The sequence below is a fragment of the Altererythrobacter sp. CAU 1644 genome, from assembly GCF_029623755.1.
GTDB lineage: Bacteria > Pseudomonadota > Alphaproteobacteria > Sphingomonadales > Sphingomonadaceae > Erythrobacter > Erythrobacter arenosus.
On the sequence record NZ_CP121106.1, the window covers coordinates 2,977,822 to 2,995,059 of the forward strand.

Here is a 17,238-nt window from a genome sequence, read left to right on the forward strand (position 1 = left end):
CTGACTGATAATTCGGTTTAACGCTTGTGCTTGCGGTATTGTGCGATCTTGGCATCGAGTGCCGAAAGCACCTCGGCCCGGATTTCGGCAGGCATGTCGTCATCTGCGGCAATACTTGCCCGGGCTTCCTTCAAACCTCTGATCGCGCTGGCCATGACTTCGCTGGTGCAGAGCCATACGGTCCGCTTGCCCTTGTCGTCGACGGTCTCGCCCGCCTTGCCGTTTTCGCAATCGACGCTGACCTTGGTCATCTCACCCTGGTGTTCGCGCAGTTCGACCATCGCCACGCGATATTCGTGCATGGCTTCCTTTATTCCGGCGTCCATCTCGGAGAATGCTGCGCGAAGCTCCCGTCGTAGCTCGGCGCGCTCTTCAGGGCTGAGATCGCTGTCATTACCGGCAATGATAACCTTGCGCTCGACTTTGCGATCAACCTTCCGATCGACATTGCGATGGGTATCGCGTTCGACCTTGCGCTCGACTTTCTTCTCGACCTCGCGGTGCACCTCTTGCGAAGGCGCGGGTTGTTCGTCGGGCTGTTCGTCCTGGAAGGCGAAGGTCGCGGTCTTGAGCGCCGAATGCTTGCCCAGATTGAGGTTTGCCTGCCAGGTCAGCGGAGCCAGCGGCGCCGGAGGTGCGAGCGGAGCAGTCGGCGCCAGCGGCGCGGCTGGAGGCGCCGGCGGAAGCGGCGCTTCGACAGCGCTCGGAGCACCGGGAGGCGCCGGCGGAGCCGGAATGCCGGGTTCGGCATAACTGATCGAAGCGGTCATCGGCAGGGCAACCAGCGCCGCCACCACCAGACCCCGTCCGGCGAGGCGCCGACGGTTCGAAAGCTGGTTCATCTTCAGGCTCCTCAAACGGTGAATTATCGACTTGTCGCCCAGCACCGGGCAGGCCATCGGCGCTGCGAGGGCAACGCTCGGCCCCGCCGCAAAGCTGGCGATCACATTGGCGTAGGTAATCCGATCCTCGGGCTCGCGCGATTGGATCACCCGTGCGTCGCAGGCGGCCTCCTGGTCGCGGCGCAACGCCAGCCAGCCGAGGTAGGCCAGGGGGTTGAACCAGTGCAGAGCGAACAGCGGCTGGACGAGAAAGTTGACGAGCAGGTCGTGTCCGCGATGGTGGGCAAGCTCGTGCTCCAGCGCCAGGTCCCGTGCCGCTAGGTCCGCTTGCGCCATGAAGCCGATCGGCAGCGCGACCACCTTGTCGGTGACGCCGAACGCGAGCGGAGCGCTGGTTCCGGGCGTCTCGATCAGCCGGACGTTGTCGCACCGGCCGACGGTCTTGGCGTCGTCGAGCATGTGCTCGCGCATTTCCGCATAACCGCTGAAGCGCGTGTAGAGGAAATAGAGCGCGCCAGTGAGCCATAGCGCCACGGCGATCTCCACCAGTGGAAGTTCGGCTATCCAGCTGCCAGTGGCCGGTTCAACCGGATCGACCGGCATGACAAAGCTTACCGGCATTTCGGCCGCTAGCTCGACGTGTGCAGCCTCGAGTTCCGGCGTCGCAGGCACCGGCGCCATCCAGGAAGGCAGGGTTATCGGCGGCAAAAACAGCCTGAGCGCCGGCAGCGCCCAAAGCGAATAGGCGAGCTGCGGCCCGAAGATGCGAGCAACCGGGCGGCGGATGACGAGGACCAGCGCGATCAGTCCGGCGGTCCACAGGAGCGTTTCCAGGAGCCAGTCGATCATTGCTTCAACTCCTTCAACAGAGCTTCGATCTCGACCAGGTCGTTCGCTGAAAGTGCCTCCTGTTCTGCCAGGTGCGCAAACAAGGATGCCGGGCGTCCGCCGAACAGTCGCTCGACCAGGCGGCGAGACTCCCCACCGACGTAATCGTCACGTTCGATAAGGGGACTGTAGAGGTAACGGCGACCGTCAGGCTTCGCTTCAACCGCCCGTTTTGTGACGAGTCGGCTGAGCAGCGTCTTTACCGTCGGTAGGGTCCAGCCACGGTCTTCGCAGACAGTTTCGCAGACATCGGCGGCGGTCAGCGGCTCGCGCCCGGCCCACAACACCTCCATCACGGCGTGTTCTGCCTCGCTGATCCGATCCGGCTTGGTATCTTCCTGTTTCGCCACCAGTCCCTCCCAACGGGTTATTGATTACGGCTGTAGTCAATTCGACTACGCCTGTAAACATGAAGCCTATATGAACGCATGTTCATCTGGCTTGCTTCTCGGCGAACGACATATCAGGATGGACGAATGACGTGGAAAGCCATTCCTCTTATATCGCTTGCAGCCGCGCTTTTGGTGCCAACTACGCCCGCTGCCGCAAACGAACCCTTCATGCCGCAGACACTGACCGTAGCGCTTGATCCGGCGGCGCCTGAAAATCTGAAGCTCGGCGAGCTGACCTACCGCGGAGGGTTGGAGATCGAACCGGGCGAGGAGGATATCGGCGGAATTTCCGGCCTCGAATGGTGGGACGGCAAGCTCTATGCGGTCAGCGACGATGGCCGATGGCTCATCATGACTCCCGGGGCATTTCGCGACAAGCTGGTCGATCTGATCGAAATCGAAGTCGGCCCATTGCTCGATGAACGCGGCAAGAAATTAAGGCGGAAGGAAGACGCGGATGCCGAGGCGCTGACACGTAGCTCGTCAGGCGATTGGTTCGTGTCTTTCGAACACAACCATCGGGTGTGGCGCTACCCGGGGTTTGGCGAAAGCGCATTGCCAGGTGACCTCGCCGTTGAAGGACTTGTCGATGGCGCCGCCTCGAACAATGGTATCGAATCCTTGTCCATTACGCCCGACGGATGGCTTGCCTGCACAGAACGTACCGGAGGCACGAAACCGAACTGCCTCCGCCAATCGAGTTCTGGCTTGGAATCAATCGATATTGCGACACCCGCCCCGCTCGATGATCGAGGCGGCGTACCGACCGATGCCGACTGCGCCAGCAATGGTGTATGCTATGTCCTGTTTCGCAGCCACTCGTCCGAGTTGGGAAATGGGGCAGCTATTGTCGCGATTGGGCCGGACGGCAATCGCGAAACGCTGGCCAGTTGGGATAGCGCGCTCAGCATCGATAACTTCGAGGGCCTCGCGGTGCGCGAGGAAGGTCCGAGAACCTACCTCTACATTATCTCCGACAACAATTTTTCCGACGGTCAAAGAACGCTTCTGCTGAAGTTCGAGGTTAGCGCGCGTGCAGCTTCTGCCCCAGGCATTCCGGAGAAGGTGTTCGCGACGACCAGGGTAATCCTCGAAACCTCGATGGGCGAAATTACCGTTGCGCTTGAAACCGAGCGGGCGCCGATCACGGCTTCCAATTTTCTGCGCTACATCGACGAAGATCGCTACGATGGCACCAAGTGCTACCGCGCGAGGCATGTCGCGGGTGGAGAGCAGCCCGCAGGATTCCTGCAATGCGGCACGCAGAACCACCCTGACCGCATACTCGACCCGATCGCGCATGAACCCACCAATGAGACGGGACTCAATCACACCGACGGTGCGCTATCGATGGCACGCTTCGATCCAGGGACGGCCACCGGCGATTTCTCGATCATGATCAGGGACCAGCCCGGCCTCGATGCACAACCCGACGCCGAAGATCCCGCACAAAGGCCTGGCTTTGCGGTATTTGGCTATGTCGTCGAGGGGATGGATGTGGTCCACGCAATCCATGCGACACGTATCGACCCCGACAAAGGCGAAGGCTTCTTGAAGGGGCAGATGCTCGCCGAGCCCGTTACGATCGTGAATGTACGGCGGGCCGAACCCGAGTAGCTAGTCGGAAGCGACTGCCGGACGACCAACCGGCTTGGTCGAGCCTGAGGGGATTTTCGCCTCGAGAGTTGCGAGCCAGGTTTCGGCTGCTTGGCCGATCCGGGCCTGCGGCAGTGAAGCGAGAAGCTTCTTGCTGCTTTCCCATTCCGCGATCGACCGCTGTGCCTCGGCGGCGGCATCGGCGAGGCTTTGTGGCTTGCGCAGCGCATTGTTGATCAGCGCATCACCATAGAAGGTCCAGTCGTTCTCCGCTTCGCAGCCGAATGAGGTCCGATCGTCGCGCGCGGCAGTCAGGATTGCGCTGTCGGGTGTCGCAAGGAAAGGCACGAACACGCCGGAATAGCACGCACTCAGCATCAATATACGGCGCTTCAGCCCGAGTTCGGTGAGCGTGTCGCGCAGGTGCTGGGGCGAGATAATCCCATAACCGGTATCGCCGTAATGATAGGCCAGCCCCTGCGGCAATCCGTGGCTGGTCGAATACAGCACCAGCACGTCCTCGCCGGGGTCCATCAGCTCAGCAATCCGCGCAAGCGCCACCATGAGGGAGGTCACCGATCCTTGCGGCAGGTCGGCGCTCTTCCCGTCAGGGCCGGCAAGCACCAGCGTTCGCCCCTGGGCATTATAGCGCCGCTCGAGCACCCGGCCCGCCTCCCGCGCCTCGCGCGCGAACACAGGATCGCTATCGAGCGCAATGGCAACGACATAGGCATCGACGGTTCCCTGCCTTTGCGGCGCGAGTGCGGACAATTTCGAGTCAAGCAGCCGCCGTTCGCGCAGCAGTTCGCGCGGAGGGATGTTCCGCCGCATTTCCGGCCCCTCGGAGAGGCTGGCAAGGTGATCGAACTGATCCTTGCCGGTCGAAAGCGTCGGCCAGGGTTCGGTGTGCTGCGGCGGGTTGATCGGCCGCGGTGCATCGTTGGCGCCCAAGGGCGTGGCTGCCAGCGCGAAACTGGCGGCCATGAGTTGCGCTAGATTCCTACCCCTTCCCATGACTCGCAAGCTGCCGCGACATGGCGGAACAGGTCAAGCCCCTCAGCATACCTCTGCGGTATTTGTCGGAAGCGGACCGGGCGGTATCCGTGCCTCGCTCATCCAAAACGGGTCCGATCCAAGGCGGTGGTTGTCGCCATAGGCCTGCTTGAGTGCCGCAAAGAGCATCGGGTCATAGGCAGCCAGGTCTTCATGGCCCAGGATTTGCCGCCCGTCGAAAGCCTGCAGCCGGTTCGAATCGAACCAGAACTGCGTCCCCTCAGCCCAATACTCCTGCACCGTCGTGGTGGTGTATTCGTTCAGCCACAGACCATTTGCGAGCGCATTGGCGTAGGCCGCCTCGACCTCGCGGTAGAGAGCCGGGTCCGCCCCTTCGATCGCGAACAGCACGTTGTGCGCAAATTCGTGAACGAAGATCGTCTCGCCCCAATAGCGCGAGCTGCGATAACCAAGGATATCCTCTTCCGAACCGGCCGTGCGCTCGCCGCCGATGCCGCGCGCCCGGCGGTCCCAATATTCGCGCGCCGTCAGAATGCCGATGCGTTCGTCATACAGCTTGCGTTCGCAGCGGGTCAGGCGCGGATCGTCGCGCGAAGGTTTTTGCCAGTTCGCCTTGTCGGGCAGGTCGAGCAGCGCCTCGTCCTCGGCGATAATGGCAACGCGGTAATCGTTTTCCGCCAGCCATTGGGCGAGATCGGGCCGGTACGACAGCATCCCGCGAATCATGTCGCGCGCTGCCAGCAAGGCCTTGTCAGGGACCTTGGCTGAGGCAAGGATCGGGATACCCTCTGCCGAGACATGCTTGGCATAGAACGGCTCCGCACGAAGTTCTGCGGGCGGCGCGGCTGGTGTGGTGGCGCAGGCGCCCAGGGCCGCAAGCAGGGACAGGAGCGCAGAGCGAACTTGCACCCTTCGCGTACTCAGTCGCGCGGCTCTTGCGACAGGCGGCTCATCAGGATGGCTGCGCGCTGCGCCTGGCGGATCATGCTCGGCAGATCGACATATTCACCTTCGGCGTGACCGCCTGCCCCGTCAGCCCCCATGCCCGCAAGCGCCGCGCCGACCAGCGGCGCGACGAAGCTGATGTCGGCGGCGCCTCGCCGCGACGGCGGAAATTCCTCCATGCGCTCCAGACCTAGATCGGCATTGATCGCGTTCAGCTTCGCCAGCAGGTCACGGTTGCCCTGCGTTGGCGCCATGGCCGGATAGCGGAAGTCGAAGCTGATCGTCGCGTCGGTTCCGGGCAAGTTCTGGTCGACTATCGCCTGCATGGCCGCGACGATGCGATCGGTCTGCTCCTGCGTCAGGGTGCGCAGATCGCCCTTGGCCACTGCCTTGGAGGGAATGATGTTGGTCTTGCCGACCGTGCTTGCCGAAAGCCCGTCTTCACCCACCTCTGCTGGCGTGCCGCCCGCCATGAAGCCGACGTTGAAGGTGAGGTTTTCCTCCGGCAGTTTGCGCCGGAAGGCGTCCAGGATACGGGCCATCTCGTAGACAGCGCCATAGCCGACCTGTTCCTGGAAGATCCCGGAGGAATGGCCCGTCTTGCCCGTGGCCTCGAGCTGCCACGAATTCGAACTACGGCGGGCTACGGAGCTCATGTCGCGCCCGTCGATCTTTGCAAGCGCTTCGAAGCCGAGCGCCACATCAGCCCACTCGCCGGCCGCTATCAGGTCTGCGCGCGCCGCATCGAGGGGATCGCCGGCATCCTCTTCGTCCCCCGTCATGGCGACGACGATATTCGCATCCTGGAGCGTTCCGGCCGCCTTCATGGCGCGCAGTGCGGCGAGAATGACCACGTCCCCGCCCTTCATGTCCTCGGCGCCCGGGCCGATGCCCCGGTCACCCTCGCGGACGAAGGTCTGGAACGGCGAGCTTGGCTCGAACACGGTGTCGAGATGCCCGATGAGCAGCATTCTGGTGGTGCTGGGTTTGCCCTCGTGGCGCGCGAAGAGATGCCCCGCACGCCCTGCGGCCGACTGGTCGATCCACTCGACCTCGAAGCCGAGCGCTTCGAATTCAGGGGCGAGCATGTCGGCTACCGCCTTCACGCCCGCATGATTGTGCGTGCCGCTGTTCTGGTTCACCAAACGCTCGAGCAACGCGATGTCAGCCTCGTGATGCGCCTCGACCGTTTCGACGATCACCTGTTCGGCGGGTGAAAGCTGGGCTGCGGCGGGGGTTGCGATGAGCGCGGCGAACGCGAGCAGACCCGGCAGCCCGCGCATCAGTAGACCCGCTTCTTCGGCTTGATGTACTCGATATCGTCGGTGAGCGTATATTCGTGTACCGGACGATAATCGATCTTTACCGCCCCGCCATTGCCGCCCCATCCTTCGAACCACGCCACGGTATGCTTCATCCAGTTGGCGTCGTCGCGATCGGGGAAGTCCTCATGCGCATGCGCGCCGCGGCTTTCCTTGCGGTTTTCCGCCGAGGCGATGGTGACATTGGCCTGCGCCATGAGGTTGTCGAGCTCGAGCGTCTCGATGAGGTCGCTGTTCCAGATCAGCGAGCGGTCGGAGACATGGATGTCCTCCATCCGCTTGTTGACCGAGCGAAGCGCTTCGACCCCTTCCGAAAGCAGCTTGCTGTCGCGGAACACCGCCGCATGCTTCTGCATCGCCTTCTGCATCTCTTCACGCACCGCTGCTGTAGGCGAGCCGCCCTGGGCGTTGCGGAAGTGATCTAGGCGAGTGAGCGAAAGCTCGGCGCTGTCGGCGGGCAGTTCGTCTTGCGCGGCACCCGCCTTCAGCAGCTCGTTCAAGCGATGGCCGGTTGCGCGGCCGAACACCACGAGGTCGATCAGCGAGTTCGAGCCAAGGCGGTTGGCGCCGTGGACCGACACACAGGCGGCTTCACCGACGGCGAAGAGGCCCGGCACTACGTGATCGGGATTGCCATCCGGCCCGACGGTCACGACTTCGCCGTGATAATTACAGGGAATGCCGCCCATGTTGTAGTGGACGGTCGGCGTCACCGGCAGCGGTTCGCGCGTCAGGTCGACCCCGGCAAAGATCTTGCCGCTTTCGGTGATGCCCGGAAGGCGTTCGGCCAGCACCTTGGGATCGATGTGATCGAGGTGCAGGTAGATGTGGTCGCCGTCCGGTCCGACACCGCGCCCTTCGCGCATTTCCAGCGCCATCGAACGCGATACGACGTCGCGGCTGGCAAGGTCCTTGGCGCTCGGAGCATAGCGCTCCATGAAGCGCTCGCCCTCGGAGTTGGTGAGGTAGCCGCCCTCGCCGCGCGCACCCTCGGTTATGAGTACGCCAGCGCCGTAGATTCCGGTCGGGTGGAACTGGACGAATTCCATGTCCTGCAGCGGCAGCCCGGCGCGCAGCACCATGCCGCCACCGTCGCCGGTGCAAGTGTGGGCCGACGTCGCAGTGAAATAGCAGCGGCCGTAGCCGCCCGTGGCCAGCACCACGGCTTGGGCGCGGAAGCGGTGGATGGTGCCGTCGTCGAGGCACATGGCCATCACGCCGACGCATTTCTTGTTGGCACCCTCGCCCGACATGATCAGGTCGAGCGCGAAGTACTCGATGAAGAAGTCCGCGTCGTACTTCAGGCTCTGCTGGTAGAGCGCGTGCAGCATGGCATGTCCGGTACGGTCGGCAGCCGCCGCGGTGCGCTGGACCGGCGGGCCTTCGCCCATGTTCTGCATGTGCCCGCCGAAGGGACGCTGGTAGATCGTTCCGTCAGCATTGCGGCTGAAGGGCACGCCTGCGTGTTCGAGCTCGTAAACCGCTGCTGGAGCTTCGCGCGCGAGATATTCGATCGCGTCCTGGTCACCCAGCCAGTCCGACCCCTTGACGGTGTCGTACATGTGCCAGGTCCAGTGGTCGGGCGTATTATTGCCGAGCGAGGCAGCGATGCCGCCCTGCGCCGCCACGGTGTGGCTGCGGGTCGGGAATACCTTGGAGATATTGGCGGTGCGCAAACCTGCTTCGGCCGCGCCCATGGTCGCGCGCAGGCCCGAGCCGCCCGCACCAACGACCACCACGTCATAGGTGTGGTCGATTATCTTGTAGGCAGAGGTGTCGACCATTACGCGGCTCCTCCCAGGGCAAGGCGTACGACACTGAAGACGGCGAATGCTCCGCCGCCGATCACCGCGAGATTGAGCAGCGTTATGACGCCGAATTTGGTGCCGGCGTTGTGGACGTAATCCTCTATCAGCACCTGCAGGCCGAGCCGCGCATGCCAGAAAGTGCTGACGATCAGCAGCACCATGGCGGTTGCCGGCAGGGGCTGCGAGAGCCAGCCGCTAACCGTCTCGTAGCTCATGTTGGGAAGCAGCACGAAGCTAGTGGCGAGCCACAGCATCAGCACCAGATTGCCGACGGCGGTAAAGCGCTGCAATAGCCAGTGATGCGCGCCCTCGTGCGCCGAGCCCAGCCCGCGCACCTTCCCGATGGAGGTTCCGTTACCCATTGCTTGCTGCCTTACTTGGTCAGGATCAGGGCCCAGAAGCCCGCAGTTAGGAGGATCGCGATGATCGGCGAAGCGATCGACCACATCTTGTTGGTATCGAGCTCATAGCCCGCACCGATATCCAGTACGAAGTGCCTCAGTCCGCTCATCAAGTGCGTAAAAAAGGCCCAGGACAGGCCAACCAGCACGACGTAGCCCACCGGTGAAGAGGCGAGAATTGCGAAATCGGCGTAAGCCTCCGGCCCGCTCGCCAGCGCGCCGAGCCACCACACGAGCACCGCCAGGCCCACCAGCGCCATTCCATCGCCGGTCAGGCGGTGGAGAATCGAGACCAGCATGTGCGGGCCCCATTTCCATATCTGCAGGTGCGGTGAGAGAGGTCTGTTCGCCATGTCGAATTTCCGGATAATCGCTTTGTGCCCTCCCCTTAGCGCTCTCACAGCGCGGCGCAAGGCGCTGCCGCTCGACTTCGCATGCAAAGTTTCGGATAGATGGATGCATGACATGCATCCTCCTTACCGGATCGAGCCGGGGAATCGGCGCCGCAGCAGGCAAGGCCTTGTCCGCGCGGGGCGCCCGCGTCATCGGCCATGCCACCAGTGCGAACGACCCGCGCACCATTGCCGCCGATTTCACGGACCCATCGGCCCCGCAATTGCTGTGGGAGGAGGCGCTCGACCGTGCTGGCGGCGAGATCGACGTGCTGGTGAACAATGCCGGGCTGTTCGACGCCAACCCGATTGATGCTTCCGACATCGAATGGCTCGACAATTGGGAATCGACTCTGCGGATCAACCTCACGGCCGCAGCGCAGTTGAGCCGCTTCGCGATCCGGCACTGGCTGGAGACCGGGCGCAAGGGACGGATCGTCCATGTCGCCAGCCGCGCCGGCTATCGCGGCGATTCGCCCGCGCACTGGCACTATGCCGCGGCCAAGGGGGGCATGGTTGCGATGCACAAGACCATCGCACGCGGCTATGGGAGCGAGGGCATCGTCAGCTACGCGATCACCCCCGGCTTCACCGACACTGCAATGGCGGGAGATTACCTTGCCAGCCGTGGCGGGGCGGACCTGCTGCGCGACATCCCACTGGGGCGCGTCGCCGAACCGGAGGAGATCGCCGCCATCATCACTTTTTGTGCTCTGGATGCACCGGAAAGCATGACGGGCGCGGTGATCGATGCCAATGGCGCAAGCTATGTTCGCTAGACTGATTCCTCTTGCCGCCATGATGTTGGCAGGCTGCGCAAGCGTCGACACAGAGGCGCGGTCGGTCGCCCAAGATCGGCAGGCGTTTCTCGACACCTGCGAGGATTGGGACGAGTGGGAAAAGCCCGCCCCACCCTTTCGCATCTATGGTAACAGCTATTACGTCGGTACCTGCGGGATCGCGGCGATCCTGATCACGGGCGAAGACGGGCATGTGCTGATCGACGGCGGATCGCGCGGCGGCGGCCCGCTGGTCGAGGCCAGCATCCGGCAGCTCGGCTATCGCATCGAAGACGTGAAGACCCTGCTCCACAGCCATGAGCATTTCGACCATGTCGGCGGTCTTGCCTATCTCCAGCGCAAGTCCGGCGCGCAGCTCGTGGCATCGCACGGCGCGGCCAAAGCCCTGGAGAGCGGCGAAGTTCAGCCTGACGATCCACAATACGGCATGGAAGGCGGATTCGAGCCGATCACGGTCGCCCGCAAGGTGCGCAGCTTCGAGGCGGTCTCGCTCGGCAAGATTGCACTGCTGCCGCTGACGACCCCCGGCCATACCTCGGGCGCGCTCAGCTGGAGTTGGTGGAGCTGCGAGAAAACCGATTGCAAGGTCTTGGTCTATGCCGACAGCCTGTCACCGGTGAGCAGTGAAACATATCGCTACGGCGATCACCCCGAGTACATCGAAAGCTACCGCGCAGGCCTGAAGGCCTTGGCCGATTTGCCTTGCGACATCGTGATCACGCCGCACCCTTCCGCCAGCCAAATGCTCGCACGGATGCAAGACGAAGACGGTCTCGTCGACAAGGCTGGCTGCCGCAGCTACGCGAGCGGCGTCGAAGCGCGGCTGGCGAAACGACTTTCGGACGAGGTCGGTGCCGAGTAGCTGGAAACTCACTGCTTTCGGCCCGAAACCGCTTATCCGCGACGCGTTGGTCGCCCAAGAGGACGTGCTCGACTGGGATCCGGACATCGTCCTGACGGGATTCGAGCTTTCCGACGACCGCCCCGATGACTGGCGTCTCGATGCCTATCTGCCGCGCGAACCCACCGCGCGGGACCGTGCGGAAATCAAGGCGCTTTTCGCCAGCAAGGCCCCTCGCTTCACTGCCGAGAAGCTGCCCGACGAGGATTGGGTGACGCTGAGCCAGGAGGGCATCGAACCCATCCGCGCGGGACGGTTCAACGTCCATACGCCTGAGTTCGAGCCCGAGGCGGTGCCGGGCGTGGTCAATTTCGCCATCCCCGCCAGCCAGGCCTTCGGCACCGGCCAGCATGCGACCACCGCTGGTTGCCTCGCGCTGCTGGACGCGATGAAACAGGGCGGCGTGGTGGCGCGCAATGTCGCCGATATCGGTACCGGAACCGGACTGCTCGCCTTCGCCGCGCTCGAACTGTGGCCGAGCGCGCTGGCGACGGCCTCGGATATCGATCCCGTCTGCGCGCAGGTAGTAGAAGACAATGCGGCGCTAAACGGCGTGGCGTTGGGCGCACGTCCGGGCGCGGTGACTATGGTGATCGCCGACGGCATGTCCGATCCGCTGCTACAGGCGCGCGGCCCCTATGACCTGTTCATCGCCAATATCCTCGCCGGCCCCCTGGTTGAACTGGCCGAGGAATTCGGTGACGCGGTTGCTCCGGGCGGCAATTTGCTGCTGGCCGGGTTGCTCGAAACGCAGGAGCCGCGCGTCCGGCGGGCCTACAGGGCGCGGGGCTTCCGGCTCGCAGCGCGTCTGGTCAATGGCGACTGGTCGATCCTGTGGCTGAGGAAGAGGCGGGGTCGCTGATCTGGGCGAAGCGCCTCGTTCTCCTGCCGCTCGCGGCGCTCGTCGCGCTGGCCGCCCTGTTCTTCCTTTCGGCATGGATCGGTTCATCGATCCCGCGCAATGGCGACTGGCAAGAGCCCGCTGACGGAATCGAGATCATGGTCGGGACGAACGGCGTGCACACGGAACTTGTCTTGCCGATCGTCACCCCGGTGAAAGACTGGCGCGCGGATTTCCCCACCTCCGACATTCCCGCAGCCTACCGCCCCTACACGCATGTCGCGGTAAGCTGGGGCGAGCGCGAAGTGTTTCTGAACACGCCGACCTGGGCCGATCTCACCCTGTCGACGGCGCTCGGAGCGGCAACTGGCGGCGACAGCCTGCTGCATGTGGCGCATTACGTCCGGCCCGCTCCCAGCGATGACTTTCGTCCGCTGCGGTTGACCGAAGCCCAGTATGCCAGATTAGTGGCGGAGATCGAACACGCCATCCTCGCTCCGGCAGCGCGCAAGACATATCCCGGCTATGCCGAATGGGACGTGTTCTACGACGCGCCGGGGACCTATCACCTCGGAAAAACCTGCAACCAATGGACTAGCGACACACTCGCCGCAGCGGGCGTCAAGACCGGGTGGTGGACGCCGATGACCGGCGGGGTAATGAAATGGGTGCCTGCTCCGTCGAGCTAGGTCGACAGTGCGTCTTCAAGCGTCTGCAAGGCTGCGCAAGTGAAGGCCTTCATGTTGGCGATACGGTCATCGCTGCCAGTCTCGGTCACGCAGACGAACTCGAACCCGTCCGGCCCGACGACTGCCGCACAACTACTGCCGGCGGGGGCCCCGCTAGGGTGCGTCGATCCGCCAACCGATCCGCTCTCGGCAATGCCCCATTCTGCCCCGAAGTTGTCGCGGATCGCGCGTGCCTGCAGCAGCGCGTAGTCCTCGCTCGCGCCCCGCATGCCTTTGTAGGCTTCGCGCGGCAGGTCGAAGAGGACGTCGCGGGCGCGGAAGGAATAGACGACCCCGCCCCCGACGAAGAAATCGAGCGCGCCCGGCACGGTAAGCAATGAAGCGGCGATCATGCCGCCGGTCGCCCCGTCCGCAACGGCGATCTTCTCACCGCGTTCGCGCAAGAGGGTTGCGATGCGAATAGCTTGGGGGTGAAGCTCGGCGAGCACCCTACCCCGCCGCCGCCACGATTTCGGCCCAGCCAGCCTCGTCGATCACCTCGATGCCCAATTCCTGCGCCTTCTTGAGCTTGCTGCCTGCGCCGGGGCCGGCGACCAACAAGTCAGTCTTGGCGGAGACGCTGCCCGCGGCTTTGGCTCCCAGCCGCTCGGCCTGGGCCTTGGCCTCGTCGCGGCTCATCGTCTCGAGCTTCCCGGTAAAAACCACGGTCTTGCCCGCGACCGGGCTATCGAGCGTTTCGACAATGTAGGGCGGCGGCGTGACCTGGCTCAGCAAGTCTTCCCACACCGCGACATTGTGTTCTTCGTGGAAGAAGTCCCCCAGCGCCTCCGCCACTGTGGGACCGACACCATCGATCGAGGTGATTTCGGCGGCAGCTTCTTCTTCGCCTGCCCTGGCACGCTCCGCGATATCGCGCAGCGCGGGCAGTTCATGGAAGTTCTTCATCAGGTCGCGCGCGGTGACTTCGCCGACATGGCGAATGCCCAATCCGAACAGCAGCCTGGCGGCGTCTGGTGAGCGTTTGGCCTCGATCGAAGCCAACAGGTTATCCACAGACTTGTCCTGCCATCCTTCGAGGGCCAAAATCTCGTCCTTCCGCTCACGCAAACGGAAGATATCGGCCGGGCTTTCAAGCCAGCCCAGCGCGAAAAACTGGTCGATCGTTTTCTCGCCCAAACCCTCGATGTCGAGCGCCTTGCGGCTGACGAAATGTTTCAGTCTTTCAGTGCGTTGTGCGGGGCATATGAGACCGCCTGCGCAGCGCACATCGACCTCGCCCTCTTCCGAAACAGCCTCCGATCCACATTCGGGGCAGCTTTCAGGGAACAAAAAGGGTTCGCGTGGGGCCTCACGGGTGAGGTTATCCACAAGCTGTGGAATAACGTCGCCAGCCCGTTGGACCACCACCCGGTCGCCGGGCCTCACGCCCAGCCGTGCGATTTCGTCGCGATTGTGCAGGGTTACGTTGGTGACCGTAACACCGCCGACAAGAACCGGTGCCAAGCGGCCCACCGGGGTGAGCTTGCCGGTGCGACCGACCTGGATGTCGATCGCTTCCAGAGTAGTTTCAGCGCGTTCGGCGGGAAACTTGTGCGCCAGCGCCCAGCGCGGCGCTTTCGCCACGAAGCCGAGCCGCTGCTGCCAGTCGAGCCGATCGATCTTGTAGACGACCCCGTCGATTTCATAGGGCAGATCGGGGCGCGCCGCCGCGATGGCGCCATAATGCGCGAGCAGGCCAGCCACATCCTCGCACAGCTTGAACAGCGGCGAGACCGCAAACCCCCATTCGGCCAGCTGCTTCACGACGTCATGCTGCGTTTCGCCCGGAAGCGCGCTCGCGGCGCCCCAGCCATGCGCCCAGAAGCGCAATGGCCGCTGCGCCGTCACGCTCGCATCCTTCTGCCTCAGCGAGCCCGCCGCGGCGTTGCGGGGATTGGCGAGCAGCTTGCCGCCTTCCTCCTCCTGTCGCCGGTTGAGCTCGGCGAAGGCGGCGCGCTCCATATAGACCTCGCCGCGCACTTCGAAAACATCGGGCACTTCGTCGGGGAGTTGCTGCGGGATATCGGCAATATGCGCGACATTGGGCGTCACATCCTCGCCCACCTGTCCGTCGCCGCGGGTGGCAGCGCGGACCAGCATACCCTTCTCGTAGCGCAGCGAGCACGAGAGGCCGTCGATCTTGTCCTCGGCCGTGATCGCCACAGCTTCGCCTTCGGGCAGCGAGAGGAAGCGCTTCATCCGCGCGACCCAATCCTCGACCTCCTCGGCGCTGAAGGCATTGTCGAGGCTCATCATGCGAACCTCGTGCGTCACCTTGCTGAGCGGCGAGGCGGCGATGGCGTGACCGACCTTCTTCGACGGGCTGTCGTCGCGCACCAGATGCGGAAACGCGGCTTCCAGTGCCGCATTGCGGCGGACCAGCGCGTCATACTCGGGATCGGTGATCTCGGGCGTATCCTCGGCGTGGTAGAGCCGGTCGTGGCGCGCAATTTCCTTTGCAAGCCGCATCAGCTCGTTGGCCGCTTCCGCCTCGCTCATGTCCACAGGGTCGCTGGCCCGAGATTGATCGATTCCCATAAGCCAAGCTATGCATGAGCCAGGGCACCGGGAAAAGTGCCCCGCAAACGGGTCCGCTTTCATTTGGGGGAGAAAGTGATGATCGACCGTTACCTGAAGACCGCGTTCGTCGGTGCGCTGGGGCTGATGGCGCTGCTCTACGTCATCCACAACATCATGAACATCAACGAGGCCTATGGCGCAGTCGGCTATGTGCTGAGCCTCGAGAACAACGCGGTGTTCGACAACAACCTCTTGCCAGCCATTGCCGGCGGAATGGTACCCGTGATGGCGTGGATCATCTTCCTGTTCGAGATCGCCACCGGCCTTATCTGCCTCCTCGGCGCATGGAAGCTGTGGCAGGCGCGCGGGGCAGACGCTGCCGGGTTCGAAGCGGCCAAGGGCACTGCCAAGCTCGGCGCGGGCCTTGCCGTGATCGTATGGTTCGGATTTTTCGGGGTAATCGGCGGCGCTGGTTACCAGATGTGGCAGAGCGAGATCGGCGCAGGATCGCTGGCCGATGCGTTCAAGTTCAGCGTCTGGGGCCTGCTAGTCCTGATCTATCTGGGCCAGAAGGAAAGCGAAGTCGCCGCCTAAGAAATCACACCATTGCCGGTGCGCTCGGCCAACCATTTGCCGTCGACCCGGCGCAGCCGATATTCCCATGCTTCCGCGTCGAGATTGGCGGTAACCCAACCGCCCCAGGCAAGGCAATCGTCCTTTGCTTGGCAGGTGATGCGTCGGACCGAGTAGATCACCGCACGCTCGCCGGTGATTGCGTCTACGACCATGGCGTCGTCTTTCCACACGCAGCGTGCGAATGGCGCGAGCTCAGGGTAGCGTTCGATCAGCGCCAACGCCACTTCCTCGGGCAAAGCTTCGGTCCGTGCGTTGTCGTTGACGATGGTCGCGCATGTTGTCGCATAGCGGTCGGGATTGGCGAACTGCTCGTCGAGCAGGTTCTGTAACAAAGCCATGCCCGGGGTATCGGGCAGTTCCGTGGTGTAGCTGCCGACGGACGGGAGTTCCGTTTCCAGCGGCGGATCGGCCACGGGCTCAGTGGTCGACGGGGCCACGCACGCCCCGAGGGAAGTGGCGGCCAAAATCAGCGGGAGGTTGGATCGAAAGGGCATCGCGCAGGATAAACGCGAATGGCGTCCTAAGGTGCCGAAGAATCGAAGATTGTGCGCCATTGCTCGACGCCCCGAAACTCCGGGCGCCTCGCGAGTAGCCAGCTCGAATCAATAGCCCATAAGGCTCAGAACTTCCTTGCGGCTACGCTGATCCTCGAGGAATACGCCCATCATCTGGCTCGTCACCATGCTCACACCTGGCGTGCGTACGCCGCGCGCGGTCATGCAGGCATGCGACGCGTCGATGACCACCGCTACGCCTTTTGGCTCGAGATGATCCCAGATGCACTGCGCAACCTCGGCGGTCAGGCGCTCCTGGATCTGCAACCGCCGCGCAAAGCCATGCAGCACGCGCGCGAGCTTCGAAATCCCGACGACATGATCCTTAGGCAAATATGCGATCGCCGCCTTGCCGATGATCGGAGCCATGTGGTGTTCGCAATGCGACTGGAAGGGTATGTCCTTGAGCAGCACGATCTCGTCATAGCCGCCGACTTCCTCGAAAATGCGCGAGAGATGGATCGCAGGATCTTCCTCATACCCGACGCAATATTCCTTCCACGCCCGCGCTACGCGCGCCGGCGTATCGAGAAGGCCTTCGCGACTTGGATCGTCGCCGGCCCATTCGATCAGCGTGCGGATCGCGTCCTGCACATGCTCGGGTACGGGCGGTTTCCCGACCGGGTTGTCTTCGTCGGGCCCCACCAGGCTGCTCATG

General features: G+C 63.5%; 18 protein-coding genes. 6 read left to right on the forward strand and 12 right to left on the reverse strand.

The window, feature by feature from the left end:
* Positions 1–17: 17 nt before the first annotated feature.
* Together P7228_RS14795 and P7228_RS14800 are read right to left on the reverse strand one after the other, a co-directional pair.
* Positions 18–1,691, reverse strand: coding sequence for a M56 family metallopeptidase (locus tag P7228_RS14795; protein ID WP_278015997.1), 1,674 nt, complete (start codon positions 1,689–1,691; stop codon positions 18–20).
* Entirely contained in the window at positions 1,688–2,023 is a 336-nt protein-coding gene (locus tag P7228_RS14800; RefSeq protein WP_430732516.1) for a BlaI/MecI/CopY family transcriptional regulator, read from the reverse strand. Before P7228_RS14800 ends, P7228_RS14795 begins: the two co-directional genes overlap by 4 nt.
* A gap of 267 nt (positions 2,024–2,290) precedes the next feature.
* On the opposite strand from P7228_RS14800, the gene P7228_RS14805 reads away from it, so the two are divergent.
* On the forward strand, positions 2,291–3,739 hold the full coding sequence (locus P7228_RS14805) for an esterase-like activity of phytase family protein (RefSeq protein ID WP_278015999.1): 1,449 nt from the start codon (positions 2,291–2,293) through the stop codon (positions 3,737–3,739).
* Here P7228_RS14805 and P7228_RS14810 read toward each other — a convergent pair whose 3' ends face one another.
* The 6 genes from P7228_RS14810 to sdhC form a co-directional block, all read right to left on the reverse strand.
* The gene (locus P7228_RS14810; protein WP_278016000.1) at positions 3,740–4,702 is read right to left on the reverse strand and encodes a C13 family peptidase; all 963 of its coding nucleotides are present in this window, start codon (positions 4,700–4,702) and stop codon (positions 3,740–3,742) included.
* Between the two features lie 72 nt (positions 4,703–4,774).
* Complete coding sequence (locus P7228_RS14815) at positions 4,775–5,641, reverse strand: glycoside hydrolase (RefSeq protein WP_278016001.1); 867 nt, start codon at positions 5,639–5,641, stop codon at positions 4,775–4,777.
* Between the two features lie 11 nt (positions 5,642–5,652).
* Entirely contained in the window at positions 5,653–6,960 is a 1,308-nt protein-coding gene (locus P7228_RS14820; RefSeq protein WP_278016002.1) for a M20/M25/M40 family metallo-hydrolase, read from the reverse strand.
* On the reverse strand, positions 6,960–8,783 hold the full coding sequence (sdhA, locus tag P7228_RS14825; RefSeq protein ID WP_278016003.1) for a succinate dehydrogenase flavoprotein subunit: 1,824 nt from the start codon (positions 8,781–8,783) through the stop codon (positions 6,960–6,962). The genes P7228_RS14820 and sdhA overlap by 1 nt, the downstream gene beginning before the upstream one ends.
* Positions 8,783–9,169, reverse strand: coding sequence for a succinate dehydrogenase, hydrophobic membrane anchor protein (gene sdhD / locus P7228_RS14830; protein WP_278016004.1), 387 nt, complete (start codon positions 9,167–9,169; stop codon positions 8,783–8,785). Before sdhD ends, sdhA begins: the two co-directional genes overlap by 1 nt.
* An 11-nt stretch (positions 9,170–9,180) precedes the next feature.
* Positions 9,181–9,561, reverse strand: a complete 381-nt coding sequence (sdhC, locus tag P7228_RS14835) for a succinate dehydrogenase, cytochrome b556 subunit (protein ID WP_278016005.1) — start codon at positions 9,559–9,561, stop codon at positions 9,181–9,183.
* 107 nt (positions 9,562–9,668) lie between these two features.
* On the opposite strand from sdhC, the gene P7228_RS14840 reads away from it, so the two are divergent.
* Genes P7228_RS14840 through P7228_RS14855 form a run of 4 tightly spaced genes read left to right on the forward strand, consistent with a single transcriptional unit; the run spans position 9,669 to position 12,831 of the window.
* Complete coding sequence (locus tag P7228_RS14840; RefSeq protein WP_278016006.1) at positions 9,669–10,379, forward strand: SDR family NAD(P)-dependent oxidoreductase; 711 nt, start codon at positions 9,669–9,671, stop codon at positions 10,377–10,379.
* Positions 10,369–11,262, forward strand: a complete 894-nt coding sequence (gene bla / locus P7228_RS14845; RefSeq protein WP_278016007.1) for a subclass B3 metallo-beta-lactamase — start codon at positions 10,369–10,371, stop codon at positions 11,260–11,262. Before P7228_RS14840 ends, bla begins: the two co-directional genes overlap by 11 nt.
* A complete protein-coding gene (locus tag P7228_RS14850) occupies positions 11,252–12,163 on the forward strand; it encodes a 50S ribosomal protein L11 methyltransferase (protein ID WP_278016008.1) in 912 nt (303 codons plus the stop codon). The genes bla and P7228_RS14850 overlap by 11 nt, the downstream gene beginning before the upstream one ends.
* The gene (locus tag P7228_RS14855; RefSeq protein WP_278016009.1) at positions 12,136–12,831 is read left to right on the forward strand and encodes a DUF2459 domain-containing protein; all 696 of its coding nucleotides are present in this window, start codon (positions 12,136–12,138) and stop codon (positions 12,829–12,831) included. Before P7228_RS14850 ends, P7228_RS14855 begins: the two co-directional genes overlap by 28 nt.
* On the opposite strand, the gene P7228_RS14860 is transcribed toward P7228_RS14855, so the two are convergent.
* Positions 12,828–13,319: a CinA family protein gene (locus tag P7228_RS14860; protein ID WP_278016010.1), complete on the reverse strand. Its 492-nt coding sequence runs from the start codon at positions 13,317–13,319 to the stop codon at positions 12,828–12,830. The two genes, P7228_RS14855 and P7228_RS14860, sit on opposite strands and share 4 nt — an antisense overlap.
* Before the next feature lies 1 nt (position 13,320).
* Entirely contained in the window at positions 13,321–15,369 is a 2,049-nt protein-coding gene (gene ligA / locus P7228_RS14865) for an NAD-dependent DNA ligase LigA (RefSeq protein WP_278016011.1), read from the reverse strand.
* Positions 15,370–15,486: 117 nt separating this feature from the next.
* On the opposite strand from ligA, the gene P7228_RS14870 reads away from it, so the two are divergent.
* Positions 15,487–15,984 carry a DUF2165 domain-containing protein gene (locus tag P7228_RS14870; protein WP_278016012.1) on the forward strand — a complete coding sequence of 166 codons (498 nt, stop codon included), beginning with the start codon at positions 15,487–15,489 and terminating at the stop codon, positions 15,982–15,984.
* Here the strand turns inward: P7228_RS14870 and P7228_RS14875 are convergent.
* Positions 15,981–16,580: a hypothetical protein gene (locus P7228_RS14875; protein WP_278016013.1), complete on the reverse strand. Its 600-nt coding sequence runs from the start codon at positions 16,578–16,580 to the stop codon at positions 15,981–15,983. The two genes, P7228_RS14870 and P7228_RS14875, sit on opposite strands and share 4 nt — an antisense overlap.
* Positions 16,581–16,628: 48 nt before the next feature.
* A complete protein-coding gene (gene folE, locus P7228_RS14880; RefSeq protein WP_278016014.1) occupies positions 16,629–17,237 on the reverse strand; it encodes a GTP cyclohydrolase I FolE in 609 nt (202 codons plus the stop codon).
* Position 17,238: the final 1 nt, after the last annotated feature.